General features: G+C 47.7%; 21 protein-coding genes and 2 riboswitches. Of the genes, 15 read left to right on the top strand and 6 right to left on the bottom strand.

From position 1 onward, the window contains the following. Positions 1–9 precede the first annotated feature (9 nt). Positions 10–1,077 carry a LacI family DNA-binding transcriptional regulator gene (locus Q0612_RS02425; RefSeq protein ID WP_298880319.1) on the bottom strand — a complete coding sequence of 356 codons (1,068 nt, stop codon included), beginning with the start codon at positions 1,075–1,077 and terminating at the stop codon, positions 10–12. 48 nt (positions 1,078–1,125) lie between these two features. After that, positions 1,126–1,854 carry a glycerophosphodiester phosphodiesterase gene (locus tag Q0612_RS02420; protein ID WP_298880315.1) on the bottom strand — a complete coding sequence of 243 codons (729 nt, stop codon included), beginning with the start codon at positions 1,852–1,854 and terminating at the stop codon, positions 1,126–1,128. 256 nt (positions 1,855–2,110) lie between these two features. Between Q0612_RS02420 and dctP the strand changes: the two genes are divergently transcribed. From dctP to Q0612_RS02405, 3 genes are all read left to right on the top strand, one after another. After that, entirely contained in the window at positions 2,111–3,145 is a 1,035-nt protein-coding gene (dctP, locus tag Q0612_RS02415; protein ID WP_021720451.1) for a C4-dicarboxylate TRAP transporter substrate-binding protein, read from the top strand. A 114-nt stretch (positions 3,146–3,259) separates the two neighbouring features. Next, complete coding sequence (locus tag Q0612_RS02410; protein ID WP_298880311.1) at positions 3,260–3,742, top strand: TRAP transporter small permease; 483 nt, start codon at positions 3,260–3,262, stop codon at positions 3,740–3,742. After that, positions 3,742–5,019: a TRAP transporter large permease gene (locus Q0612_RS02405; RefSeq protein WP_210684972.1), complete on the top strand. Its 1,278-nt coding sequence runs from the start codon at positions 3,742–3,744 to the stop codon at positions 5,017–5,019. The genes Q0612_RS02410 and Q0612_RS02405 overlap by 1 nt, the downstream gene beginning before the upstream one ends. Here Q0612_RS02405 and Q0612_RS02400 read toward each other — a convergent pair. After that, positions 4,980–5,189: a hypothetical protein gene (locus tag Q0612_RS02400; protein WP_298880307.1), complete on the bottom strand. Its 210-nt coding sequence runs from the start codon at positions 5,187–5,189 to the stop codon at positions 4,980–4,982. The two genes, Q0612_RS02405 and Q0612_RS02400, sit on opposite strands and share 40 nt — an antisense overlap. Before the next feature lie 92 nt (positions 5,190–5,281). Here Q0612_RS02400 and glpK point away from each other — a divergent pair, with 92 nt between their 5' ends. After that, positions 5,282–6,784, top strand: coding sequence for a glycerol kinase GlpK (gene glpK / locus Q0612_RS02395; RefSeq protein ID WP_298880304.1), 1,503 nt, complete (start codon positions 5,282–5,284; stop codon positions 6,782–6,784). Positions 6,785–6,984: 200 nt separating this feature from the next. On the opposite strand, the gene Q0612_RS02390 is transcribed toward glpK, so the two are convergent. From Q0612_RS02390 to Q0612_RS02380, 3 genes are all read right to left on the bottom strand, one after another. Next, positions 6,985–7,773 (bottom strand): ABC transporter substrate-binding protein, encoded by a 789-nt coding sequence (locus Q0612_RS02390; protein ID WP_298880302.1) that lies wholly within the window; start codon positions 7,771–7,773, stop codon positions 6,985–6,987. Between the two features lie 155 nt (positions 7,774–7,928). Beyond that, a complete protein-coding gene (locus Q0612_RS02385) occupies positions 7,929–8,873 on the bottom strand; it encodes a cation diffusion facilitator family transporter (protein WP_298880300.1) in 945 nt (314 codons plus the stop codon). 75 nt (positions 8,874–8,948) lie between these two features. Next, a riboswitch (NiCo riboswitch) is annotated at positions 8,949–9,043 on the bottom strand. 177 nt (positions 9,044–9,220) lie between these two features. Then, the gene (locus tag Q0612_RS02380; protein WP_298880298.1) at positions 9,221–10,195 is read right to left on the bottom strand and encodes a M14 family metallopeptidase; all 975 of its coding nucleotides are present in this window, start codon (positions 10,193–10,195) and stop codon (positions 9,221–9,223) included. Between the two features lie 255 nt (positions 10,196–10,450). On the opposite strand from Q0612_RS02380, the gene Q0612_RS02375 reads away from it, so the two are divergent. The 11 genes from Q0612_RS02375 (at position 10,451) to Q0612_RS02325 (ending at position 23,787) form a co-directional block, all read left to right on the top strand. Further along, positions 10,451–11,758: an MATE family efflux transporter gene (locus Q0612_RS02375; protein WP_298880294.1), complete on the top strand. Its 1,308-nt coding sequence runs from the start codon at positions 10,451–10,453 to the stop codon at positions 11,756–11,758. A gap of 103 nt (positions 11,759–11,861) precedes the next feature. Further along, a riboswitch (cobalamin riboswitch) is annotated at positions 11,862–11,991 on the top strand. A 106-nt stretch (positions 11,992–12,097) separates the two neighbouring features. Beyond that, a complete protein-coding gene (gene nikB, locus Q0612_RS02370; protein ID WP_293811475.1) occupies positions 12,098–13,039 on the top strand; it encodes a nickel ABC transporter permease in 942 nt (313 codons plus the stop codon). Between the two features lie 6 nt (positions 13,040–13,045). After that, complete coding sequence (gene nikC, locus Q0612_RS02365) at positions 13,046–13,882, top strand: nickel transporter permease (protein ID WP_298880289.1); 837 nt, start codon at positions 13,046–13,048, stop codon at positions 13,880–13,882. A 76-nt stretch (positions 13,883–13,958) separates the two neighbouring features. After that, positions 13,959–15,524, top strand: coding sequence for an ABC transporter substrate-binding protein (locus Q0612_RS02360; protein ID WP_298880286.1), 1,566 nt, complete (start codon positions 13,959–13,961; stop codon positions 15,522–15,524). 25 nt (positions 15,525–15,549) lie between these two features. Then, the gene (locus Q0612_RS02355; protein WP_298880284.1) at positions 15,550–16,344 is read left to right on the top strand and encodes an ABC transporter ATP-binding protein; all 795 of its coding nucleotides are present in this window, start codon (positions 15,550–15,552) and stop codon (positions 16,342–16,344) included. Next, entirely contained in the window at positions 16,334–17,314 is a 981-nt protein-coding gene (locus Q0612_RS02350; protein ID WP_298880281.1) for an ABC transporter ATP-binding protein, read from the top strand. The genes Q0612_RS02355 and Q0612_RS02350 overlap by 11 nt, the downstream gene beginning before the upstream one ends. Positions 17,315–18,372: 1,058 nt before the next feature. Continuing rightward, on the top strand, positions 18,373–20,745 hold the full coding sequence (locus tag Q0612_RS02345) for a heavy metal translocating P-type ATPase (RefSeq protein ID WP_367181681.1): 2,373 nt from the start codon (positions 18,373–18,375) through the stop codon (positions 20,743–20,745). A gap of 245 nt (positions 20,746–20,990) precedes the next feature. Then, positions 20,991–21,200, top strand: a complete 210-nt coding sequence (locus Q0612_RS02340; protein ID WP_363186546.1) for a FeoA family protein — start codon at positions 20,991–20,993, stop codon at positions 21,198–21,200. A 17-nt stretch (positions 21,201–21,217) separates the two neighbouring features. Next, positions 21,218–21,439 carry a FeoA family protein gene (locus tag Q0612_RS02335; RefSeq protein ID WP_298880274.1) on the top strand — a complete coding sequence of 74 codons (222 nt, stop codon included), beginning with the start codon at positions 21,218–21,220 and terminating at the stop codon, positions 21,437–21,439. 14 nt (positions 21,440–21,453) lie between these two features. Beyond that, positions 21,454–23,601 (top strand): ferrous iron transport protein B, encoded by a 2,148-nt coding sequence (gene feoB / locus Q0612_RS02330; protein WP_298880271.1) that lies wholly within the window; start codon positions 21,454–21,456, stop codon positions 23,599–23,601. Between the two features lie 15 nt (positions 23,602–23,616). Continuing rightward, the gene (locus Q0612_RS02325) at positions 23,617–23,787 is read left to right on the top strand and encodes a hypothetical protein (protein WP_009144802.1); all 171 of its coding nucleotides are present in this window, start codon (positions 23,617–23,619) and stop codon (positions 23,785–23,787) included. Positions 23,788–23,885: the final 98 nt, after the last annotated feature.

Here is a 23,885-nt window from a genome sequence, read left to right as displayed (position 1 = left end):
CAGAAATTGTCAACGCTTGGGAGCAGGTCCGCTGCTGGCGCGGTCAACAAGGCGGCATTTGTATTCTACATGGGTTATAGGTTCAAATTTGCCGTGGTGCTCATAGCTGGCAATTTCCTCCTGCAGCAGCTTAAAGGCGCTTTTACCGCATTCTGTGAGAGAATTATCGATAGTTGTCAGGCTGACTCCGCGTAGATGCGAGGGGAAAATATTATCGAAGCCGCAAAGGCTGATATCTTCCGGAATACGCAAGCCCCTGTCGATGATAGCATTGTAGGCGCCGTAGGCAACCATATCGTTGATAGCGACCATGGCCGTTGTTTCCGGAACTGTATCAAGGCAGCGGTTGGCAAGCTCATAGCCTGTGCTGTACTCTACGTCAACGTGCGAAAGCTCGTAGTCAGGGGTGATTTCCTTAGTGAAGAGGGCAAGCTTGGCACCTGCTTCCTGGCAGGCAGCCTCCAGGCCCTGGCAGCGACGCACACGCGAGGTGTGTTGGTCGTTGAGCGTTGTCGAAAGATAGGCAACCTGCTTGTGGCCCAAATCCATAAGATGCTTACCGATTAGCTGGCCTGCAGTGAAGTTGTTCATATCGACAGTGGCAAGCTCCAGGTCACTGCGTCTGTCACCAATAGCAACAACAGGCAGATACTTACTTAGGTTGTACGCTAACTGTGGCTGTTGGGGAATCATGGCAAAGATAACGCCGGCGACATTGAATTTGCGTGCCTGCTCCATAATAAACTTTTCAGTATCCGTATCCCAATAGGTAGTGCGGACAGAAGTGACAAAGCCTTGCTTACGGGCAACGATTTCAATACCCTGGATAATAGTTGTATAGAAAGGATTGAATACAGAAGGACAGATAATGATGATTAATGTGTCCGATGGTCTAACGAGGGCATATGCTTTTTCCTTACTGCTTTTGTAGCCAAGCTCAGCAGCGATGGCGAAAACCTGCTCCACAGTTTCGGCATTGAAGCGGTCAATGCTGCGTCTGTTGAGAATCATCGATACGCTGGCAGGCGAAAGACCTGCCTTGGCAGCAATATCCTTCAGGGTAACCTTCTTAGGCATAAACACAATCCTTTCTAATTTAATTATGTATCAGGTGGCTGATATAAATTATCTGCCTAAAACCTTTGCGGCAATGTCAGGATAATTGGTAATCAGAACGTCAACACCGGCATCAACCAGCTCCTGCATCAGCTCAGCGTCATTAGGAGTCCAGGCCTGCAGGCCTACGTTGTGCGCGTGCAGATCAGCAGCAACGCCTTCCTTGCAGCAGAAGAAGCTGCAGGCGTTTACGGTTGCAGCGCCTTGGGAGGCGGCGTAAGCGCCGACGTTCATCAGCCAGGTGTCCATCAACAGACCGCATTTTGCTTCCGGCATCAGCTTTTTGATTTTAGCTATGGTGTAATGGTTAAAGGAGGAATACCAGATCTGTTCTTCGAGACCGAATTCCTTAACCATGGCGATGAGCTTTTCTTCGATACCTTCATATTCAAAAACACTGGTTTTGAGTTCAATGTTGGTAATCAGCTTGGTAGTTTTCAGCCAGGTAAAATATTCGCGTAAAGTAGGAATGGTTTGGCGGTGGAAGAAGCCTTTGACGTTAACGCCAACGGAAAGAGTTTTCAGCTCATCCAGGGTGTAATCCTTCAGCCAGCCGCTGCCGTTAGTAGTGCGGTCGAGCTTTTCATCATGCATGATGACGATTTCGCCGTCCTTAGTAAGCTGGATATCTAATTCAATACCGTCAGCAACAGTTTCTTCTGCTACCTTTTGAAAAGCAAGCATTGTATTTTCAGGATAATAGCCGCTGAAGCCGCGGTGCGCAAAAATTTGAACCATTTCTATTCCTCCTTAGACTTTTTCAACAATATTCAACAATATATTAGCACAAGAAAAGGTAAAAAACAAGTGGGACAAAATAAGACCAATAGGGATAAAAAACGGCCAAAAGTAAGATTACATGAGGCTTTAGTAAAAATGCGTAAAATTATTGACAATTTTGTGTCACTCTGTTAATATGGTATCAGATTCAAAACGGGAATCTCTATAATAACAAATTTCAACAAAATTCAACAAGGGATTTAGGAGGATGAACATGAAAAAGATCGTAGCTCTTCTGTTAATGTCTGTAATGATGTTGGCTCTTACCGGTTGCGGCGGTTCTGACAAAAAAGATGAAAAGGCTGCAGGTTCTGACAAAAAGGTTGTTTTGAAGCTGAGCCATGTATTTTCTCCCGATGAGCAGCTGTACAAATCCATGGAATTGGTTGCTGAACGTATTAACAAGAAAACCAATGGCCGTGTAGAAATTCAATGCTTTGGTCAAAACCAGCTGGCTTGCTACAAGGATGGCCTGGAGCAGGTTGCTAACGGTGCTAACTTTATTTCTGTAGAAGATCCGTCTTACCTGGGCGACTATGTACCTGACTTCAAACCGCTGGTTGGTCCGATGCTGTATCAATCCTATGACGAATATGAGAAGATGATTGAAACTCCGTTGGTTAAGGATATGGAAAAGAAGGCTGAAGAAAAAGGCATTAAGGTTCTGGCTCTGGACTACATCTTTGGCTTCCGTAATGTTATGACCAACAAAGTTATTACCAAACCTGAAGATATGAAAGGCTTGAAACTGCGTACTCCCGGCAGCAAGCTGTTCATTGACACCATCAATGCTATGGGCGCTACCGCTACTAGCCTGCCGTTCTCCGAAACTCTGTCCGGCGTTTCCCAAGGCGTTGTAGACGGTTTGGAAGGCTCCGAATTCACCAATATCGGTACCAAATGCTATGAGCACGTTAAAAACGTAGCTACCACCAAGCATTTCCTGGGTACCTGCGGCGTATACATTTCCACCAAAGTATTCAACAGCCTGTCTCCGGAAGATCAGAAGATCGTTGCTGAAGAATTTGCTTATGGCGGTAAAGAAATGACCAAGATTTCCACCGAATCCTATAACAAGGTTTATAAGGAACTGGAAAGCAAGGGCGTTAAATTCAACGATGTTGACCATGCTGCTTTCGAAAAAGCTACCGAGCCTGTATTCAAACAGATGGAAGAAAAAGAAGGCGCAACTCCTGGCATCTATGAAAAGCTGAAAGCTGAGCTGGCAAAAATCCGCGCTGCAAAATAAGCTGTAGATATTCTTTAACAGTCATAATGAAACACTAAGGAGCTACCACGCTGCATGCAGCGTGACAGCTCCTTCCTTTGCATAAGTATTACTATAAAAAATGGAGGTAAAATTTTGGGTAAAAACCTGAGCTTCGTGCTAAATAATCTGGAAGATTTAGTTGCTGCATTTTTCATCAGCATCACCACTATTCTTGTTGTTATCAATATTGTTCTGCGTTACGTTTTTAACTCCGGCCTGGTTTGGTCCGAAGAGGTTGCTACCGGCTGCTTTGTCTGGTCGGTATTCATTGGCGCTGTCGCTGTATTCAAGCATCGCGGTCACGTTGGCGTTGATATTATCGTTAAAAAAATGCCCCAGGCTATGCAGAAGGCTGTTGGCCTGATTACCGATATTATTCTTGTAGCGCTCAATGGCTACATGTCTTATCTTTCTATCATCTATATTTCCAAATCCTATACGAAAATGACACCGGTACTGGGTATTTCTTCTGTTTATATCAGTGCATCTGTACTGATTGCTTTTGTACTCATGACCGCGTATTCTATTAAATTTGTCTGGCAGGATCTTGCCGGTTCCGGAAAGGAGGAAAAATAATGGCTTATTTGCCCGTCATCATTGTCTTTGTCCTTTATTTTTCCAGTATTCCTATCGCTTATGCGCTGTTCGGTGCAACGATTTCCTACTTTACCTTCCTGGATGCGACTTCTCCTGCACATTTGGTATTCCAACGCATTATTACCAGCACGCAGTCCTTCCCGCTGCTGGCAATTCCCTTCTTTATTATGGCAGGCTCCATCATGAACTATGCCGGTATCAGCGATAAGCTGATGAAATTTACCGACGTACTCATGGGACACATGACCGGCGGCCTGGCTCAGGTTAACGTACTGCTCAGTCTTTTGATGGGCGGCGTTTCCGGCAGTGCTAATGCTGACGCTGCTATGCAGAGTAAAATGCTTGTTCCGGAAATGGAAAAGCGCGGTTACGGCAGAGCCTTCAGTGCTGCGGTAACAGCTGCGTCCTCCGCAAGTACGCCTGTAATTCCTCCCGGAATTAACCTGATTATTTATGCGCTGATTGCCAGCGTATCCGTAACCAAAATGTTTATGGCAGGCTATGTGCCTGGCATTCTCATGGCAGTCTCCATGATGATTGTTGTAGCGATTGTTTCCAAAAAGCGTGGCTACAAGCCTTCACGTGAAAAGGCTGCTACCTTCGGTGAAATTATGACTCAGCTTAAGGAATCTATCTGGGCGCTGCTGTTCCCCTTCGGTATTATCGCCGGCCTGCGTATGGGTATGTTCACTCCGTCCGAGGCAGGCGCTGTAGCTGTAGTATATTGCATCCTGGTAGGTGCCTTCATTTACAAGGAGCTGAAGTGGGAATACGCATGGCCGATTATGAAAGAAACTATTTACGGTACCAGCTCCGTTGTACTGATTATCGTAGCAGCTTCTTTCTTTGGCTATTATCTGAACTGGGAGCGTATTCCGCAGCATATCACCTCCGCAATGCTTGACTTTACCCGCAATCCGTACATGATGCTGATGCTGGTAAATATCCTGCTGCTGATTCTGGGTATGTTCCTGGAAGGCGGCGCTGCGCTGATTATTCTGGCTCCGCTGCTGGTTCCTGTTGTAACTAAGCTGGGTGTTGACCCGGTACACTTCGGTATTATCTGCATTGTCAACATTATGATCGGCGGTCTGACGCCACCATTCGGTTCGATGATGTTTACGGTATGCGCGATAACGGAAACGCCGCTCGGCGAATTCTTCAAGGAAGTTTGGCCGTTTATCGTAGCGTTGTTAGTAGCATTGTTGATTGTTACTTATGTGCCGGGGTTGGTAATGTTCTTACCTAACTTGTAAGACGTGCGATAAGGCGCCGTATACTTCATCAGGATTCCTAGACGTACTAGAAGTACGCCGTCGTCACCCTTCTTCGTCTCCGTCACCTTCTCCCACGTCTTTGGCGAAAGGCTGCGGACGTGTGATAAGGCACCGTATACTTCATCAGGATTCCCATACGTACATAACATAATTAAATATGCTTTTTCAGGAGCTGCTACGAAAGTGGCGGCTCCTTATGTTTTGTGTTATACTAAAAATATCAAGGAAAGGTCGTGAAAGCATGAATAATAAATATATCATGGCGCTGGATTTGGGAACTACCAGCTGCCGCTGTATTTTGTTTGACCAGCATGGCGAAATCTGCAGCGTAGCACAAAAGGAGTTTACGCAGTATTATCCGCAGGCAGGCTGGGTGGAGCACGATGCCGAGGAAATCTGGGCAACCCAGGTAGGCCTGATGTACGAGGCAATGAGCAAGCTGGATGTTACTCCGGCTGATATTGCCGGTATCGGTATTACGAACCAACGCGAAACTACCGTTGTCTGGGACAAGAACACCGGTCGTCCTATCTGCAAGGCGATTGTCTGGCAGTGCCGTCGTACCGCGGAATACTGTGACCTGCTGAAAATCCGTGGTTATGCCAATATGTTCCGCGAAAAGACAGGCCTGGTTCTGGATGCTTATTTCTCCGGCACCAAGCTGCACTGGATTCTGGAAAACGTGCCTCATGCACGCGAGCGTGCGGAAGCAGGCCAGCTGCTGTTCGGTACTATTGACAGCTGGATTATCTGGAAGCTGACCGGCGGTAAGGTTCATGTTACGGATTATTCCAATGCTTCCCGTACATTGATGTTTAATATTCATACTCTGCAGTGGGATGAAGAAATACTTACTGTTTTGGGAATTCCGCGCCAGATGCTGCCGGAGGTTAAGCCTTCCAGCTGCGTATACGGTTCCACCGATGCCAAGCTGTTTGAGGCTTCTATTCCTATCGCCGGCGCTGCAGGTGATCAGCAATGTGCGCTGTTCGGACAGACCTGTTTTGCACCAGGCGAAGCAAAAAATACCTATGGTACGGGCGGTTTTATGCTGATGAATACCGGCGAAAAGCCTGTAGACAGCAAAAACGGTCTTGTTACGACTATTGCCTGGGGTGTAGACGGCAAGGTAGAATATGCACTTGAAGGCTCTATTTTCGTTGCCGGCGCTGCTATCCAATGGCTGCGTGATGAGCTGGGCCTGATTCGCAATGCCGCCGAATCCGAGGCTATGGCGAAATCTGTGCCTGATTCCAACGGTTGCTACATGGTTCCTGCTTTTGTAGGCTTGGGTGCTCCGCATTGGAACCAATATGCGCGCGGTGCGATTGTAGGCTTGACGCGCGGCGTTAACCGTAATCACATTGTGCGTGCAACGCTCGAAGCCATTGCCTATCAGGTGTACGATGTACTGAAGGCTATGGAGGAGGACAGCGGTATTAAGCTGAGCTCGCTGCAGGTTGACGGCGGTGCCTGCGCCAATAGCTTCCTGATGCAGACGCAGGCAGATATTATCAACGTTAAGGTAGAACGCCCGAGCTGTATTGAAACAACTGCTATGGGCGCTGCTTATCTTGCAGGCCTGGCAGTAGGCTATTGGGATAACAAGGAAATGATTAAGGGTAATCACGTTATTGAGCAGACCTTTATGCCCGATATGGATGAAGAAAAGCGCAATCATCTGCTGCGCGGCTGGCACAGGGCGGTGCGTGCGTCCTGCATTAAGCTGCATCCGGAGGATTAAACTAAATATAAAAATACAGCAAAAAAGCCTTGCAGCTTGGACTTACTGCAAGGCTTTTCTGCTTTTGATGAGTTGAGTGTTTGTTCGCCGGCGTTAGGGGATGCCGGCTGATAAGGAGTATTATAGGAGTATTATAAAAAGAGTATTGTAAGGGGTGTGATATATATAAGCTGTTAGCTTTTAGCTGAGTTAGGGGTGTTTTAGGATTGTTTTTCGATATCGCCGAAGTAGAAGTTGATGAGTCGTTTGTATTCGCCGCTCTTTTTATAGTCGCTCAAAGCAACGTTGAATTTTTTAATCAGCTCTTCATTACCTTTTTCGGCATAGACAACAAGGTCATCCTGGCGTTCGGAATGGCCTACAACCTGCAGGCAATTGTCGTCATCTGTGTGAGTCATATAGAAAGCAGTAGTGAGGTTACCGCAGATAGCGTAGTCTGCTTCGCCTGTTTCTACTGCATGTAAAGCACTGGCGTTTTCCGGATATTCAACAATGATGCTGCCGGGGAAGGATTTTGCTACACGCACAGCAGAAGCACCTTTTTTGATGGCAACCTTACGGCCGTTCATGCTGTCGATATCTGCTGTGAGGTTGCTGCCTTTTTTGGCAACGATAGAGAAAGCAGCCTTGGCATAGGAATCACTTGCAGCATAGTCAATGGTACGCGCTTTGGTTTTACTGAAGTTGTTCATGGCGATATCATATTTCTTGTGGTTAAGGCCGGGCAGAAGTTCGTCGAACGGGGTGTTGATAAATTCAACTCTGTCATAACCCATTTTTTTAGCTACATCGTTGATTAAATCGATATCAAAGCCGGTAAATTTATTTTGCTCCTTGAGATAAAGCTCAAAGGGCGGAGAAGCAGGTGATGTTGCCACACGCAGTACCTTGTCGGAAGCGGGTGCTTGCGCTGTCTGTTTGTCGCTGCCGCAGCCGGCTGATAAAAGCAGGCACAGCATGCTGACAAGGATAAATAACATCTTTTTCATTAGCAGATACCTCCAATATAATTTATTAAATTAACTACTCATATGAGCAGTTACTCATTAGTTGCCTAAATTATATACCCCCTTTCTAGGGATTGTCAAGAGGGTATATCAAAAAATCTTTAAAAAACTTATTACATGAATTAAGTAATTTTTGTTTAATTATGCAGGTCATGTGGACGTAAATCCGGCGGCAGCATAGTGCAGGCTTCATGGCTGTCTTCACTCAAAGGATTGACATGGACCATGCAATGCTTTACCAGCGGGAAGTTGGCTTCAACAGCAGTGTGGACCATTTCGGCAATGTGATGTGCCTGCAGTAGGGTAAGGTTATCCTTGACGCTGATTTCAATATCAACATAAATACGGCTGCCGAAAAGACGGCTGTGCAGACTGTCGAGATGCTCTACGCCGGGAACGCGGGAAACAAGCTCTTCCATAGCGGTTGCTGTTTCCTCATCACAGCTGCGGTCAACCATCTTATCCATAGAATCCTTGAAAACTTCATAGGCAGCATATAAAATCATCACGCAGATTACTAAGCTGGCGATTGGGTCTAAAATGGGATAGCCCATGCGTGCGCCCAAAATACCGATGAAAGCGCCGACGGAGCTCATTGCGTCACTGCGATGATGCCATGCTTCCGCCATCAGTGCGCCGGAATTGATTTTTTGCGCAGCGTTGCGGGTATACCAGAACATTGCTTCCTTGGCAACGATGGAAATGATTGCTGCCCACAGAGCAAGCTGTCCGGGAATCTCCAGCTCAGCCGGGTCGCCTACGATTTTTTCGTAGCCGCTGTAGCCGATGAGCAAGGCGATAATTGTCAGGATTATTGCCAAAAGAATGGCGGCAATACATTCAATACGTTCGTGGCCGTAGGGATGCTCTTCATCCGAAGCCTTGTTGGAAAATTTTACGCCGGCCATAACAATGAGGGTACCGAAAACATCGGACGCGGAGTGGATACCGTCGGAAACCATGGCAGCGGATTGGGCAACGAAACCGGCAATCAGCTTGCCCAATGATAAAAGCAGATTACCGATAATACTGTTGATGGAAACAATCATAGCGATTCTTTCAGCATCGTTTTCAAATTTCATACTAAAACCTCCTAAAGTGGTCTTTGCATTTGTGCAGGCCTTTGACATACAAAAAACGCCTGCGAGATAGTAGTTAACTGTCCCGCAGACGTTGCGTCAAAGTCTGCTGCCCAGAGGGCCCGGCTGCAAAAACCCGGAAGAAGGTTTACCGCCTGATCAGTTTGTACTGTAGCTAAATTGCAGTGCAAAGAGATTATCTGAATTATAAGCGGTTAGCAAAGGCTTTGTCAAGCGGTTTTTGCAAAATATTTTACAGTTTTCAGAGAAAAATTTCCTGCATAGAGATTAAGTGCTAACTTAAGCAGGAGGGTACCTATGGCTAATCGATAAAGGCCATAGAGCAAATTTTATTCTTCGTCATCAAATTCCTTGATGGTGCCATAGGCTACAAGAATGGTGCCCTTGGGAGATGCCAGTGCCGGGCAGACGTAAAGGATTACGCCTGTCTGCTCTGCGTAATAGGTTGTCAGCGTATTGCCGAAAACGTCGGTGATGCGTCCCAAAACCTGGCCTTCTTCAACAAAATCGCCGCTGTGGATATGGTGCAGCCAGCAGCCTGTTTCCAACGCTTCCAGATAAATAAGGTTTTCTACATCGCGCGGAGAGTGATGGCGTGGCTTTACAGGCAGGGAGAACATTTTCAGCTTGCGCAGGATGTTGCGGATATCATCCTTGTAGGCTTCAATATCCTCGTGCAGGCAGAGGCCGGCACCGCCGCGTTCAATTAAAATAGAAGGAAGTCCGGTGCTGGCGGCGTAGTTATAGGCACCGCCGGTTGCTAAAGAGCGTACCATATATTCCATATCGAGTACGCGTGCTACAGAGCGGGATTTCTTTTCTACCTCAGGGGTAGGCTGACCGGGATAATAAACGTAGGGATGCAGACTTTCGTGGATATCGCCGCTGTGCATGTCTACATAAAAATCGGCAATAGAGAAGAAGTTATTGCTGATTAGATATGCAGTTTTATCGGCAAGCGTTCCCATGGGGTCACCGGGGAAAACACGGTTCAGGTTTTTGCCATCTTCGGGCACAATCATTTCGCGGCGAGCCCAGAAGCCTTGGATATTTACCGGATGCATCATAATCAGGCAGCCTGCTACGTGCTCGGGCTCAATGTCGCGGCCAAGCTCCATTGCCGCAGCAATACCGGGGTATTCGCCGCCGTGGATGCCTGCGGTAATAAGTAGGGTGGGGCCATCTTTTTCACCGTTGATAATAGTCAGAGGGATTTTTACATTGGTGTCCGGAACCGGCAGATACGTGCGCAGTTTAGCACCACGTTCAATCGTCAGTCCACATACTTTTAGTGTGTCAGACATGTGCTCACTCCTTTGATATATTTCTCATACTTTTTATAATAATTTTACCATTAGCATGTGCTAACCGAAAGCTAAAAAAATAAAGCATTGGCATATAATTTATTCTTTATTATTAAGATTGGCAAAAATCAAAGAAAAATTTTTGCCAAATGCTATTTTTGTGCTTGCAATAAATTATAACATATGATAAGCTATTCACACAAGATAATTTTTAAAATAAATTTAAGTTGCAATTAAACAAGGGAGATAGATAAAGTGAGCCTGCTGACTGATAAGGAATACTTGGGGCTGACAGTACCGTTTATGCTGTCTACAATGACGCAGCCTTTAATGGGTGCGGTAAATACAGCCGTTATGGGCCAGCTTCCGGATCCTAAATATATCGCTGCAGTTTCCCTGGGCGCTATCTTGTTCAACAATTTATATTGGTTATTTGGTTTTTTACGTGTGAGTACTACCGGTTATGCGGCACAGGCCTTTGGCGCTGCCGATAAAAGACTTGGTATGCTCGCCTTTTTTAAGCCTTTGGTACTGGCCATGCTGATCAGTGCCTGCTGCATTCTTTTCCAGAAGCCGATTTTGGAGCTGTATCTGGCCATGATTGGCGCTGCACCGGAGGTCAACGAGCTATGCCGTGATTATTATTACATCCTTATCTGGGGCGCACCGCTGGTTTTGGGCAACTATGTGGCCCTTGGCTGGCTTATGGGGCAGACGCGGGTGCGGGCCAGCGTGTTTATGCAGGTTTCCATGAATGTGCTGAACATGGCGCTGAGTATCTGGTTTGTTTTCTGGCTGCACATGGATATTACAGGCGTGGCTTTTGCTACCTTGCTCAGCCAGCTTTACGGCGGCATCCTGAGTGTAGTACTGATGTACTATTACGGCGATTTTGATTACAAGGCGTTGCCTTGGAGCGAGCTGCTTGACTGGCGTGAGTTTATCGGCATGCTGCAGGTGAATGTCAATCTGATGATCAGGACAGCCTGCCTGCTGACTGTAAACAACATTATTGCGGCGGTCGGTGCTTCCTTCGGCACTGTGGTGCTGGCAGCAAACGCTGTACTGCTGCAGCTCAAGGATATTATGAGCTACCTGATTGACGGTATGGCGAACGGCGCGGCGATTTTCAGCGGCCGTGCGGTAGGTGCTAAGAACGGCAAGCTGTTTGCCGCTACCATAAAAATGACCTTTAAATGGCTGGTAGTGCTGGCCGCAATTCTGATGCTCGGCTATCACTTGGGCAATGAATTCTTCATCCGCCTGTTCACCAATATTGAAGAGGTGGTAGCGATGGCTATGACCTACAATGTTTTCGTTTTATTCTATCCTGTCTGCGCCGGCATCGGCATGGTGCTTTACGGAGTTTTCTGCGGCGCTACCCAAACTGCACCGGTACGCAACATGATGCTGATGGCACTCTTAGTGTTTTACTTTATGCAGTGGCAGCTGGTGCCTGTTTGGGGCAACAGCGGACTGTGGCTGGCCTTGCTGGGCTTCATGCTGTCTCAGTCAATAATACTTTTATTCTATTTGTCTTCTTTGAGAAGAGAATTTGCATAAGCAACACCTTTGTAACAAATTTGTTGCAAATAATGAGAATTAGTGTTATTATAAATCTATAAGTGTTAGCTTATTTCTTTTTGCCGATATAAAGACCTTTTTCAAATTTATACTCTTCTGAGGTGCCTGCCTATGCAGGTAATAATCGGAATACGGTGCAAATCCGTAGCGGTCAAGCCACTGTGAGGCCGAAAGGCTAAGTCAGGTTGATTTCCTCAGTTGATATATTCCTGCTAGCGACGGAGATATATGTAATTACAATTGTGCACATTGTAAGTATGTACCCTTTCTGCGCTCATTTTGCAGGAAGGGTAATTTTTTTGATGGAGATGATGTGCTTTGACGAAAAAGCAGCTTCTGTCCCGTTTGGGTCAGATCATCCTTGTTCTGCTGGGTATCAGCTTTATTACTTTTGCTTTGGTAATGCTGGCCCCTGGCGATGTAGCTCGTCAGATGATTGCAGGTAACGAGGATATTATTGTTAGTCAGGCTGAAATTGATGCACTGCGTGCAGAATTAGGTCTTGACAAGCCCTTCTTCTTCCAATATTTGGATTGGTTGGGCCGTGCGCTGCATGGCAACCTCGGTTTCTCCTTCATGGCTAAAAAGCCTGTTGTTGAGGAGCTGTTCGAGCGTCTGCCCGGTACTATCTTATTGTCTCTGGCCTCCGTTGCAATGATGTTGGTGGTATCTATTCCTGCCGGCATTTATTCCGCAGTTAAACGTGGTGGCTGGTTTGACTATGTAGTACGCAGCTTTACTTTCCTTGGCGTATCAATGCCCGGCTTCTGGGTTGGCTTGATGCTGCTGTGGATTTTTGGTCTGCAACTTGACCTGTTGCCTATTGTTGGCGGTACGATTGGTGTTGACACGATTATCCTGCCTGCGGCAACGTTGGCCTTTGCAATGTCTTCCAAGTACACACGTCAGGTGCGTGCTGCTATTCTGGAAGAACTGCATCAGGACTATGTTGTCGGTGCACGTGCGCGTGGTATGAGTGAAAGCCATATTCTGTGGAAAGAGGTTCTTCCGAACGCTCTGCTGCCGCTGATTACGCTTTTAGGTCTGTCTTTAGGTAACCTTCTGGGTGGTGCTGCGGTTATCGAGATTGTTTTCCAATGGCCTGGCCTTGGCCGTCTGGCAATTGAAGCAATTACCTACCGTGACTTCCAGCTGGTACAAGGTGTTGTTGTGTGGATTGCGTTGATGTATATGGTTATCAACCTCATTGTTGATATCTCTTACAACTATCTTGATCCGCGTCTGAGAAAGGTAAGGTAAGAGCAGATGGAAACAATTATTAATGGTTTTAAAACCAACCGTGCTTTTGCCGTAACCTCAGTTCTGGTATTGGTGTTGATTGCTATTGCTTTTGCGGCACCTGTCCTTGCTCCGTATGATCCGACTCATGCAACAATGCAGGATGCTTTCATGGCACCTGGCGGAGGCCATCTGTTCGGCACAGATAAGCTGGGCCGTGACTGCTTCAGCCGTGTGCTTTATGGTGCGCGTGCTTCCCTGAGCGGTGTATTGTTCCTGGTAGCCAGCGTATTTATCGTTGGTACTTCTATGGGTGTTATTTCCGGTTATTTCGGCGGTAAAGTTGATATGGTTATCATGCGTATCTCCGATATGATGATTTCTTTCCCTGGCATGATTCTGGCTATCGCTGTTGCCGGTATTATGGGTGGCAGCCTTGTCAACGCTGTAATCGCGCTGACGATTGTAAGCTGGACAAAATATGCGCGTTTATCCCGCAGCCTGGTACTGCAGATTAAACGTCGTGACTATGTAGAAGCAGCAATCGTTAACGGCGGTACCTCGCCGCACATTCTGTGGGTACATATCCTGCCTAATATTCTGCCGATGATGGTTATTACCGCAGCTGCAGATATCGGTGCTCTGATGATGGAGCTTGCAGGTTTGTCCTTCCTTGGCTTCGGCAGCCAGCCGCCTGCTCCTGAATGGGGCCTGATGCTGAATGAAGGCCGTCAGCAGCTGCAGACTGCACCGTGGCTGATGTTCTTCCCCGGTCTGGCAATCTTTGTTACCGTTATGATTTTCAACCTTTGGGGCGATAATCTGCGTGATGTGCTTGACCCGCGTAATGACGTACAGGATTAATTATTTTTGCCTTAGTTTTTGATATCCGGCAGAAGTCTGCCGGTTTAAATGAGTATATGAAATGGAGAGATGACTAATGAAAAAAATGTTTAAAGCTACCGCAGCAGCGGCTATGATCGGTTTACTGGCATTTGCAGCAGCAGGCTGTGGCGGCGACAAAAAAGCTGAGCACAAGGAAGTTGTAAAATTTGGTGTTACCAACTTCGCTGACTCCCTGGAAACTACCGATAACTACTTTGGTTGGGTTGTAATGCGTTACGGCCTGGGCGAATGCCTGGTTAAATTCGATAAAAAAATGAATGCTGTTCCTTGGCTGGCTGATAAATGGTCTATTTCCGATGATAAACTGACCTGGACCTTCCACATCAACGATAAGGCTTGCTTCTCCAACGGCACTAAACTGACCGGCGAGCTGGCAGCAGCTTCTATCCAACGTACCTTTGAAAAAGCAGCTCGTGCAAAATCCATGTTCGAATATGAATCCATCAAAGGTGAAGGCCAAAACGTAATTATCAAAACCAAGACTCCGGTACCGACTCTGCCCGGTATGCTTGGTGACCCTCTGTTCATCATCGTTGATACTCAAACTATTAAAGACCGTGATACTGCAAAACAAGGCGCTATCTGCACCGGTCCTTATGCAGTAAAATCCTACAGCAAAGCTAAAGCTGAAATGGTTAGAAACGAAAAATACTGGGATGGCGCTGTTCCGTTCAAAGAGGTTGATATCCTGACCATCGACGATCCTAACACCCGTGCTATGGCTCTGCAAAAAGGTGAAATCGACTTCGCTATCAACATTGCAGCAGGCGACCTGCAGCTGTTCAAAGACAAAAATAAATACAACATCTCCAACATCGCTTCTCTGCGTGACGTACTCGCTCGTCTGAATGTACGTCCGGATAAACCGCTTGGCGATATCAAAGTCCGCGAAGCTCTGCTGCGTTCCCTGGACCGTGTAACCTACAACAAGGTTTTGCTGAAAGACACCTTCGTTCCCGGTGGTCCGTATCTGCCGCCTTCTGTTGACTACGGTTATGATGAACTGTACAAATACGACAAAAACCAATACAATGTTGAAAGTGCTAAAAAGCTGCTTGCTGAAGCCGGCTGGAAAGATACCAACGGCGACGGCTTTGTTGATAAAGACGGCAAGAACCTGGAACTGAACTTCGTATTCTACAGCGGCCGTGCTGAGTTGCCTCTGTATGCAGAAGCTACCCAGGCTGACGCTAAGAAAGTCGGCATTAAAGTTAACCTGAAGAACGTTGACTACAACGTACTGGATGGTATCGGCCGTAAAGGTGATTATGACCTGCTGATTTCCAACGTACTGACTCTGCAAGCCGGCGATCCTGAAGTATTCATGAACATGTACCTGAAGACCGGTCAAGAGCAGAACGGTTCCGGTTACAGCAATCCGAAATTCGACGCACTGTCCGATAAACTGGGCGTAGAATTTGACCCGGCTAAACGTCGTGAGCTGGTTATCGAAATGCAAAAAGTTATCCTCGACGATGCAGCTTCTCTGGTATTCGGTCATCCGCAAACCAACATGGTTTCCAACAAATCCATTGCTAACGCAGAAATCCTGCCTTGCGATTACTACTGGCTGACCAAAGATATCAAATCTGCTAACTAATAATTTACAAAGAAGGTAACGCTTAATGCTACTTGAAGTAAAAGATTTAGACATCAGCTACGGTGACAAGCTCACCGTAACCGGTGCCAGCTTAGAATTGGATAAGGGCGAGATTATGTCCATAGTTGGCGAGTCCGGCAGTGGCAAAACCACCGTTATCCGCGCTATTATGGGTTGCCTGCCCGGTGCTGGCCGCGTTAGCCGCGGCAGCATCATCTTTGACGGCAAGGATGTATTGCAAAATACTCCCGATGAATGGCGCAAAATGTATGGCAGTGAGATGTCCATGATTTTCCAGGACAGTGGCAACATGATTAATCCTATCCGCCGCATCGGTCAGCAGTTCATTGACTATGTTCAGGCTCACCAGCCGGACAAGTCCAAGGACCAGGCTTACAAGATGTGCTGTGATATGCTGACTAACGTGCGCCTGCCGAATCCGGAAAATATCATGAACAGCTATCCGTTTGAGCTGTCCGGTGGTATGCGTCAGCGTGTAGGTATTGCTATGGCTATGATTTTCAGCCCGAAAATCCTTCTGGCCGACGAACCTACCAGTGCGCTGGACGTAACTACTCAGGCTCAGATTATCCGCCAGATTGTTGATATCCGCGACGAATATGGTGTAGCTGTTATCATGGTTACCCATAACCTGGGCGTTGCTTCCTATGTATCCAACAAGCTGATGGTTATGAAGGGCGGTCATGTTGTGGAATATGGCAAGCGTGAGGACGTTATCGCTAATCCGCAGGATGAATATACAAAACAGCTGCTGAAGGCAGTTCCTATCATAGGAGGTAATACATATTATGAGCAATAATGAAAAACCGGCCTATGAGCGTACTAAACTGGTACTGGAAATTAACCACCTTACCAAAAAATTCCCGGTTGATGGCGGCAAGTTCCTGACTGCCTGCAACGATATCAACTTGCGTGCATATGAAGGCCGTACCTTGGGCATTATCGGTGAATCCGGCTGCGGCAAGAGTACCCTGGTGCGTACTCTGCTGCGTATTCACCCTGCTACCAGCGGTGAAGCTATTTTCGAAGGCCATGATTTGATGCAGTCCAAGGGTGAACAGCTGCGTCAGGACAGAAAGCACATTCAGATGGTCTTCCAGGATCCTACTGCTGCCTTCAACCCGAAGATGCTCGTTAAGGATATCCTCACCGAGCCTTTAAAAAACTACGGCCTGATTAAAAACAGCGAGGTAGATGCCAAAGCAGCAGAGCTGCTAGAAATGGTTGAGCTGCCTGCTGAATTCAAGGATCGCTATCCGCACAGCATGTCCGGTGGTCAGCGTCAACGTCTGGGCATTGCCCGCGCTTTGGCACTGGAACCGAAGATTATTGTTTGCGACGAAGCAACCAGTGCGCTGGACGTTTCCGTACAGGAAAAAATCTGCGAGCTGTTGTGCCGCATTCAAAAAGAAAAGAATATTACTTACCTGTTCATTGCCCATGACCTTGGCTTGGTAGATTTGATGTGCCACCAGGTTGCGGTAATGTACCTTGGTAACGTAGTAGAATGGCTGGAGCACGGACGTATTGCTGAAAGCTGCAAGCATCCGTACACCAAGGCACTTATGGGTGCTGTATTTAAGGTAGACTTCAAGCCGGGCGAAAAGATTCAGCCTTTGGAAGGCGAAATCCCGAGTCCGCTGGACCTGCCGCCAGGATGCCCCTTTGCCAGCCGCTGCGAGCACTGCACCGAGCATTGCGTGCAGGTTAAGCCTGAGCTGAAAGAGGTTGAGCACGGTCATTGGGTTGCCTGCCACCTGTTTGACTAATGTAGGCTTGAAGCGATATGCGTAAGCATAGAGCTTCTTTGAAAGTAATTTTCTCCATCAATTTTTATAGTGGGTACGGCGAATGCTGTACCCATTTTTTTCTTAGGAATTTTTATCACTAATTTCACAGGTGAGTATTGACTCATACGTTATTTGTGTTATAATATAGGTATCAAAGAATTTACTGAAAGGTGCTGTCACCTTTCCTATTATTTTTTACACAATATATGAATGAATACTCATATGAGTAGTGAGACAACCTGAAAAGAAAGGTGGTAGATATAATGAAGCAAGATTTAGAGGATATCCGTAACGGTGCCGGCGATGTACGAGCTTTCAGACACATCGACGGCCATATCAATAGCGTAGAAGACTACAGCAAGCATCCGGAAGGCTGCACCTGCGGTCACTGCGGCAAGGACCATGATCACAAAACTATGGGACATGTGCCCAAGCATACTCATGGTGATGCCTGCGGTTGCGGACACGAGCATGAACATGAACATGAACATGAACATGAAGAGCATTCCCATGAGCATGGTGATGACTGCTGCTGTGGTAATGAGCATGAGCACGAAGAACATGCTCACGCGCACGGTGACGAGTGTTGTTGCGGACACGATCACGACTACGAGCATGAACACGCTCACGCACATGGCGATGAGTGTGGCTGCGGTCACGACCACGGACATGAGCATGAACATTCTCATGCACATGGTGACGAGTGCGGTTGCGGACACGAACACGGCCACGAGCACGAACACGCTCACACACACGGTGACGAATGCGGTTGCGGACACGATCATGAACATGAACATGAACATTCTCATGCACACGGCGACGAATGCGGTTGCGGACATGACCACGGACATGAACATGAACACGCTCATGCACATGGTGATGAATGCGGTTGCGGACATGACCACGGCCATGAGCACGCACACGCACACGGACATCACGTTCCCGGTCATCCTGCTGACTGTAATTGCGAAATTTGCCATCCGCATGAGGAATACTGCGATGTATGCGGCGAAAGCCTGGCTAATTGCACCTGCCGGATGCCGGATGCCGATAAGGTAAAACGTGTATATATTCTGCAAAACCTTGGCTGTGCTAACTGCGCTGCCAAGATGGAATACAAAATCAAAGAGCTGCCGGGCGTAACCTATGCCAACGTAAGCTTTGCTACCAAGCAGCTGCGCCTCAGCGCTGCTGACCACGAGGCTTTGCTGCCGGAAATTCAGAAAATCTGTACCTCCATTGAATCCGACGTTGTGGTAGTACCGCGTGACCGTCGTCCTAATTTGGGCGGCAAGAGCAGAGTATATCTGGTGCAGAATCTGGACTGCGCTAACTGCGGTGCCAAGATTGAACGTGCGCTGAACGCTATGCCTGAGATTGATGAAGCTACCCTGACCTTTACTACGAAAAAGCTGCGCGTAAGTGCTAAGAATTACAACGGTCTGCTGGAGAAAATGCAGGCTGTAACAGATAAGGTAGAAGAGGGCGTTGTGCTGCTGGAGGCTGAAAGCAAGCCTTCTCTGGCACCTGAGCTGGAGGAACGCAAAAAATCTGGCGGTATCCTCTCCGAGCTGAGCGAAAAGCAGACGATTATCGAAATCGTACTGGGCGGTGCTGTGTTCATCATCACCGAATGGCTGGGACTGGTACCGGAAGCGTACCATATGTACTTCCTTATTTTTGCCTATGTTCTGCTGGGAGGACGCATTGTGCTGACTGCCTTGAAGAATATTGCTAAAGGTAATGTGTTTGACGAAAACTTCCTTATGACCGTTGCAACCCTGGGTGCGTTTGCTATTCAGGCTTGGGAAGAGGCTGTTGGCGTTATGTTCTTCTATCGCGTGGGCGAATACTTTGAGCAGCGTGCGGTAGAAAAGAGCCGTGGCCAGATTATGGACGCTGTTGACCTGCGTCCGGAGGTTGTCAACCTGCTGGTAGGCGAAGAGGTGAAGGTTATTCCTGCTGCTGACGCACATGTAGGCGACATTCTGCTGGTACGCGTAGGCGACCGTATTCCTCTGGACGGCGTTGTTATCGACGGTGAAAGCCTGGTAGATACCTCTCCGGTAACCGGCGAGCCTGTGCCTGTAAAACGCAAATATGGCGATGAGGTTGTTTCCGGCTGCGTGAATACCTCAGGCATGCTGAAAATCCGTGTAGAAAAGGTTTTGGAAGAGTCTATGGTAACCCGCATTCTGGACAGCGTGGAGAACGCTGCTGCCAGCAAGCCGACCATCGACCGCTTCATTACCCGTTTCGCACGTGTCTATACTCCGTTTGTTGTTGTTGCCGCAGTACTGACTGCTGTGATTCCGTCCCTGATTACCGGCGACTGGAATAAATGGATTTACACCGCGCTGACCTTCCTCGTTATCAGCTGCCCTTGCGCACTGGTACTGAGCGTGCCGCTGGCCTTCTTCTCCGGCATTGGCGCGGGCTCCAAGTACGGCATTCTCTTTAAGGGCGGCGTTGCTATGGAGGCTTTGAAAAATATTGCTGCCGTAGTTATGGATAAAACCGGTACCGTTACCAAGGGTAACTTTGTACTGCAGAAGGTTAATGCTGCTGAAGGCATGAATGCTGACGAGCTGCTGCGCCTGTGTGCAAGTGCAGAGCTTGTTTCTACCCACCCGATTGCCGTAAGCATCGTAGAGGCTGCCAAGGCTGAAAAGCTTGAGCTTGTACGTCCGGATAAGTTTGAAGAAATTGCCGGCGAAGGCCTGGTTGCGTACTTTGGTGCGCGCAAGGTTCTGTGCGGTAATACCAAGCTGCTGCAACGCTTTAACGTTGAATATGGCGGCTATACTCCTACCGAAAGCGGCAGTGAGGTGCTTGTGGCCGACAATGGCTTATACATGGGCCAGCTGCTGATTAACGATACCTTGAAGGAAGATGCCAAGGAAGCAATTGCTTCCCTGAAGGCACAAGGCCTGGTAACTGCTATGCTCACCGGCGATGCGCAGAAGGAGGCGCAGGCTGTGGCGAAGGAAGCAGGCATTGATGAGGTACGCGCTCAGCTGCTGCCGCAGGATAAGCTCAGCGAGCTGAATATGTTGCGCAACAAGTACGGTCCGGTTATGTTCGTTGGTGACGGTATCAACGATGCGCCTGTACTGGCTGGTGCAGATGCCGGCGCTGCTATGGGCAGCGGCGCAGATGCAGCAATTGAAGCTGCCGACGTTGTCTTCATGAATTCCGAAGTGAAGGCTATTCCGCAGGCGATTGCTATTGCGCGTGCAACCGGTGCGATTGCCTGGCAGAACGTAATTTTCGCTCTGGCAGTGAAGGTTATCATTATGATTGCAGGCCTTATGGGCTATGCTTCCATGTGGGCGGCAGTCTTTGCGGATACCGGTGTATCGCTGCTGTGCGTGCTGAATTCTATCCGCATTCTCTACAAAAAGATATAATAAAAAAGCTATAGCTAATATGCTGATTTGGTTTACATCGGCTGACTATAAAGTCAGCCGATAATTTTTTGTAAACATGACAGCATAAGCTAACTATTTTTGTAAATTAGCGTAGGATTTAACAAAAAATGCTTGACAAAATTTTATAGCTGACGTAAACTTTCAATAGTAGTTAGGAATGCCTAACTACTAAAAAAATCGTATCAAGTTAGTATCTGCTAACAAATTCTTTGGAGGGAATTATGATGCCTTTATTAATGGCCCGTCGCGGCGAGACTAACAAAATCAGCGCTGTTCGCGGCAAGGATGAAATCAAACGCTTTCTGGCTAACCTGGGCTTTGTAGAAGGCTCAGCTGTTACTGTTATTTCTGAAATTGACGGTAATCTTATCGTCAATGTGAAGGATGCCCGCATTGCCCTGAGCAAGCAGATGGCAGCCAAAATATTTATCTGATGCAAGTGGAGGATGTTATGAAAACATTAAAAGAAGTTCCTGTTGGTGAAACAGTTACCGTTGCCAAGCTCGTTGGCGAGGGTGCGGTAAAAAGACGTATTATGGATATGGGCGTGACTAAGGGTGTGAGCGTATTCGTACGCAAGGTTGCACCGCTGGGAGATCCGGTGGAGGTAACAGTACGTGGCTATGAGCTGTCACTGCGTAACGGCGAGGCTGAACACATCGTTGTAGAATAATTTGGAGGGAAAAGATGAAACAGATCAAGATTGCCCTGATTGGTAACCCTAACTGCGGCAAAACAACAATGTTTAATGATTTGACCGGTTCCAACCAATATGTTGGTAACTGGCCCGGCGTAACTGTAGAGAAAAAAGAAGGCGGCCTTAAAGGTCATGATGATGTAATTATTACCGACCTGCCCGGTATTTATTCCTTGTCTCCGTACACTTTGGAGGAGGTTGTTTCCCGTAACTATCTGCTGCAAAATGATGTTGACGGCGTACTGAATCTGGTTGACGGCTCTAACATCGAACGTAACCTGTACCTGACTACTCAGGTTATGGAGATGGGTTATCCTGTAACTATTGCTTTGAACATGATTGATATCGTCCGCAAGAACGGCGATAAGATTGATACCGCTAAGCTGGCTGCCGAGTTGGGCTGCGAGATTGTGGAAACCTCCGCACTGCAGGGTGAAGGCACCGGTGAGGCTGCCGAAAAAGCAATTAAAGCTGTCGGCGGTGCTGCACCGAAATATATGCGCTTCTGCAGCGAGGTTGAGGATGCTCTGACTGCGATTGCCCGCGAAGCAGGCAATAAGGTTCATGGTATTAGCGAGCGCTGGCTTCTGGTAAAACTGTTTGAACGTGATAAGAAAATTGCTGATGCTTTGGGCCTGAGCGAGGGTGAGCAGGCTAAAATTGAAGAAATCGTTGCAGCCTGCGAGGAAGCACTGGATGATGATTCCGAAAGCATTATTACCAACGAGCGTTATAACTACATTGGCGAGCTGATGAGCAATGCAGTTGTCAAAGGCCACACCGGTCTGACAATTTCCGATAAAATCGACAGCATTGTAACGAACCGTTTCCTGGCTCTGCCGATTTTCGCGATTATCATGTTCCTCGTTTACTACATTGCTGTAGAAACTATCGGTACTGTTGTAACTGACTTTACCAATGATACATTGTTCGGCGAATGGATTCAGCCTTGGGTGCAGGAGCACATGGAGGCTGCCGAATGTGAGGATTGGCTGGTATCTCTTGTTGTTGACGGTATTATCGGCGGCATTGGCGCACCAATCGGTTTTGCTCCGCAGATGGCTATTGTCTTCCTGCTGCTGAGCTTTTTGGAGGACTGCGGTTATATGGCACGTGTAGCCTTCATTATGGACCGTTTCTTCCGTCAGTTCGGTATGAGCGGCAAGAGCTTCATCCCCCTGCTGATTTCTGCAGGCTGTGGCGTACCGGGCATTATGGCTTCCCGTACTATTGAAAATGAAACCGACCGCCGTCTGACTATCATGACTACCACATTTATCCCCTGTGGTGCTAAGCTGCCTGTTATTGCGTTGCTCTCCGGCGCTATTATGGGCGGTGACTGGTACATGGCGCCGATTATGTACTTTGTCGGCTTCTTCGCTGTTATTACTGCCTGCATCATTCTGAAAAAGACTGAGCTGTTTGCCGGCGATCCTGCTCCGTTCGTTATGGAGCTGCCGCCGTACCATCTGCCTGCTGCCAAGAATGTGCTGCTGCATACCTGGGAGCGTGTTGCAGGCTTCCTGAAAAAAGCCGGTACTATTATCTTCCTGTGCTGCGTTGTTATGTGGTTCCTGGCAAGCTTTGGTATTGATGAAGGCTCTGTTGCTATGGTTGATACCGAAAAGAGCTTTGTTGCTTACATCGGTAATGGTCTTGCTCCTATCTTTGCTCCTCTGGGCTTTGACAGCTGGCAGGCTGTGGCTGCTGCCTTCTCCGGCTTTGTGGCTAAGGAGTCTATCGTCAGCACGATGGCTATTCTCTCCGGTTTGGCTGATGCAGCTGAGGATGAGCCTGATTTGTGGACTGCTGTTATGGCGTTCTTCCCGAGTGCTGTTGCAGCGTTCTCCTTCCTGGTGTTCAACCTGCTGGATTCTCCCTGCCTGGCAGCGATTTCCACTATGAGCCAGGAGATGAACAGCAAGAAATGGACCTGGGCAACTATCCTCTTCCAAAACCTGTATGCTTACAGCATCTGCCTGATGGTTTACCAGTTCGGCAGAGTATTTGTCGGCGGTGAAGCGTTCAGCTTCGGTACCGGCGTGGCTGTTGTTTTCCTGATTGCGTTCCTGTATCTGCTCTTCCGTCCTGCTAAAAAGTATGATAAAGAGACTGTTATGAGCATTGATGCAAAATAAAAAGAGGTGTTTCGTATGGCAACCTGGATTATTGGTCTGATTATTGTTGGTTGTGTGTATTTGGCATCCAAGCAGGTCATCAAGGCACATAAAACCGGTGGCTGCATTGGCTGTGATGCCGGCGGCGGTAAGGCTTGCTGCCCGCATTGCAAGCATACGACAACTGTAAATCTTCGTAAGAAATAATTTTAGTTCGATGAGTATTGAAGGGCCGCGCGTTTGCGCGGCTCTTTTTGTGGTGCGCCCAGCATGGGCGATAACTAGGTGGTGAAAGTCCACTACGC

The organism is uncultured Phascolarctobacterium sp. (assembly GCF_937920985.1).
GTDB lineage: Bacteria > Bacillota > Negativicutes > Acidaminococcales > Acidaminococcaceae > Phascolarctobacterium_A.
This window is presented reverse-complemented; position numbering and strand designations above follow the sequence as displayed.

What these genes read in the sequence shown, in the direction of transcription:
- Q0612_RS02425 (WP_298880319.1), bottom strand. Translation starts at nt 1,077, where the DNA reads ATGCCTAAGAAGGTTACCCTGAAGGATATTGCTGCCAAGGCAGGTCTT.
- Q0612_RS02420 (WP_298880315.1), bottom strand. Translation starts at nt 1,854, where the DNA reads ATGGTTCAAATTTTTGCGCACCGCGGCTTCAGCGGCTATTATCCTGAA.
- dctP (WP_021720451.1), top strand. Translation starts at nt 2,111, where the DNA reads ATGAAAAAGATCGTAGCTCTTCTGTTAATGTCTGTAATGATGTTGGCT.
- Q0612_RS02405 (WP_210684972.1), top strand. Translation starts at nt 3,742, where the DNA reads ATGGCTTATTTGCCCGTCATCATTGTCTTTGTCCTTTATTTTTCCAGT.
- Q0612_RS02400 (WP_298880307.1), bottom strand. Translation starts at nt 5,189, where the DNA reads ATGTTATGTACGTATGGGAATCCTGATGAAGTATACGGTGCCTTATCA.
- glpK (WP_298880304.1), top strand. Translation starts at nt 5,282, where the DNA reads ATGAATAATAAATATATCATGGCGCTGGATTTGGGAACTACCAGCTGC.
- Q0612_RS02390 (WP_298880302.1), bottom strand. Translation starts at nt 7,773, where the DNA reads ATGAAAAAGATGTTATTTATCCTTGTCAGCATGCTGTGCCTGCTTTTA.
- Q0612_RS02385 (WP_298880300.1), bottom strand. Translation starts at nt 8,873, where the DNA reads ATGAAATTTGAAAACGATGCTGAAAGAATCGCTATGATTGTTTCCATC.
- Q0612_RS02380 (WP_298880298.1), bottom strand. Translation starts at nt 10,195, where the DNA reads ATGTCTGACACACTAAAAGTATGTGGACTGACGATTGAACGTGGTGCT.
- nikC (WP_298880289.1), top strand. Translation starts at nt 13,046, where the DNA reads ATGGAAACAATTATTAATGGTTTTAAAACCAACCGTGCTTTTGCCGTA.
- Q0612_RS02360 (WP_298880286.1), top strand. Translation starts at nt 13,959, where the DNA reads ATGAAAAAAATGTTTAAAGCTACCGCAGCAGCGGCTATGATCGGTTTA.
- Q0612_RS02355 (WP_298880284.1), top strand. Translation starts at nt 15,550, where the DNA reads ATGCTACTTGAAGTAAAAGATTTAGACATCAGCTACGGTGACAAGCTC.
- Q0612_RS02350 (WP_298880281.1), top strand. Translation starts at nt 16,334, where the DNA reads ATGAGCAATAATGAAAAACCGGCCTATGAGCGTACTAAACTGGTACTG.
- Q0612_RS02345 (WP_367181681.1), top strand. Translation starts at nt 18,373, where the DNA reads ATGCCGGATGCCGATAAGGTAAAACGTGTATATATTCTGCAAAACCTT.
- Q0612_RS02340 (WP_363186546.1), top strand. Translation starts at nt 20,991, where the DNA reads ATGCCTTTATTAATGGCCCGTCGCGGCGAGACTAACAAAATCAGCGCT.
- Q0612_RS02335 (WP_298880274.1), top strand. Translation starts at nt 21,218, where the DNA reads ATGAAAACATTAAAAGAAGTTCCTGTTGGTGAAACAGTTACCGTTGCC.
- feoB (WP_298880271.1), top strand. Translation starts at nt 21,454, where the DNA reads ATGAAACAGATCAAGATTGCCCTGATTGGTAACCCTAACTGCGGCAAA.
- Q0612_RS02325 (WP_009144802.1), top strand. Translation starts at nt 23,617, where the DNA reads ATGGCAACCTGGATTATTGGTCTGATTATTGTTGGTTGTGTGTATTTG.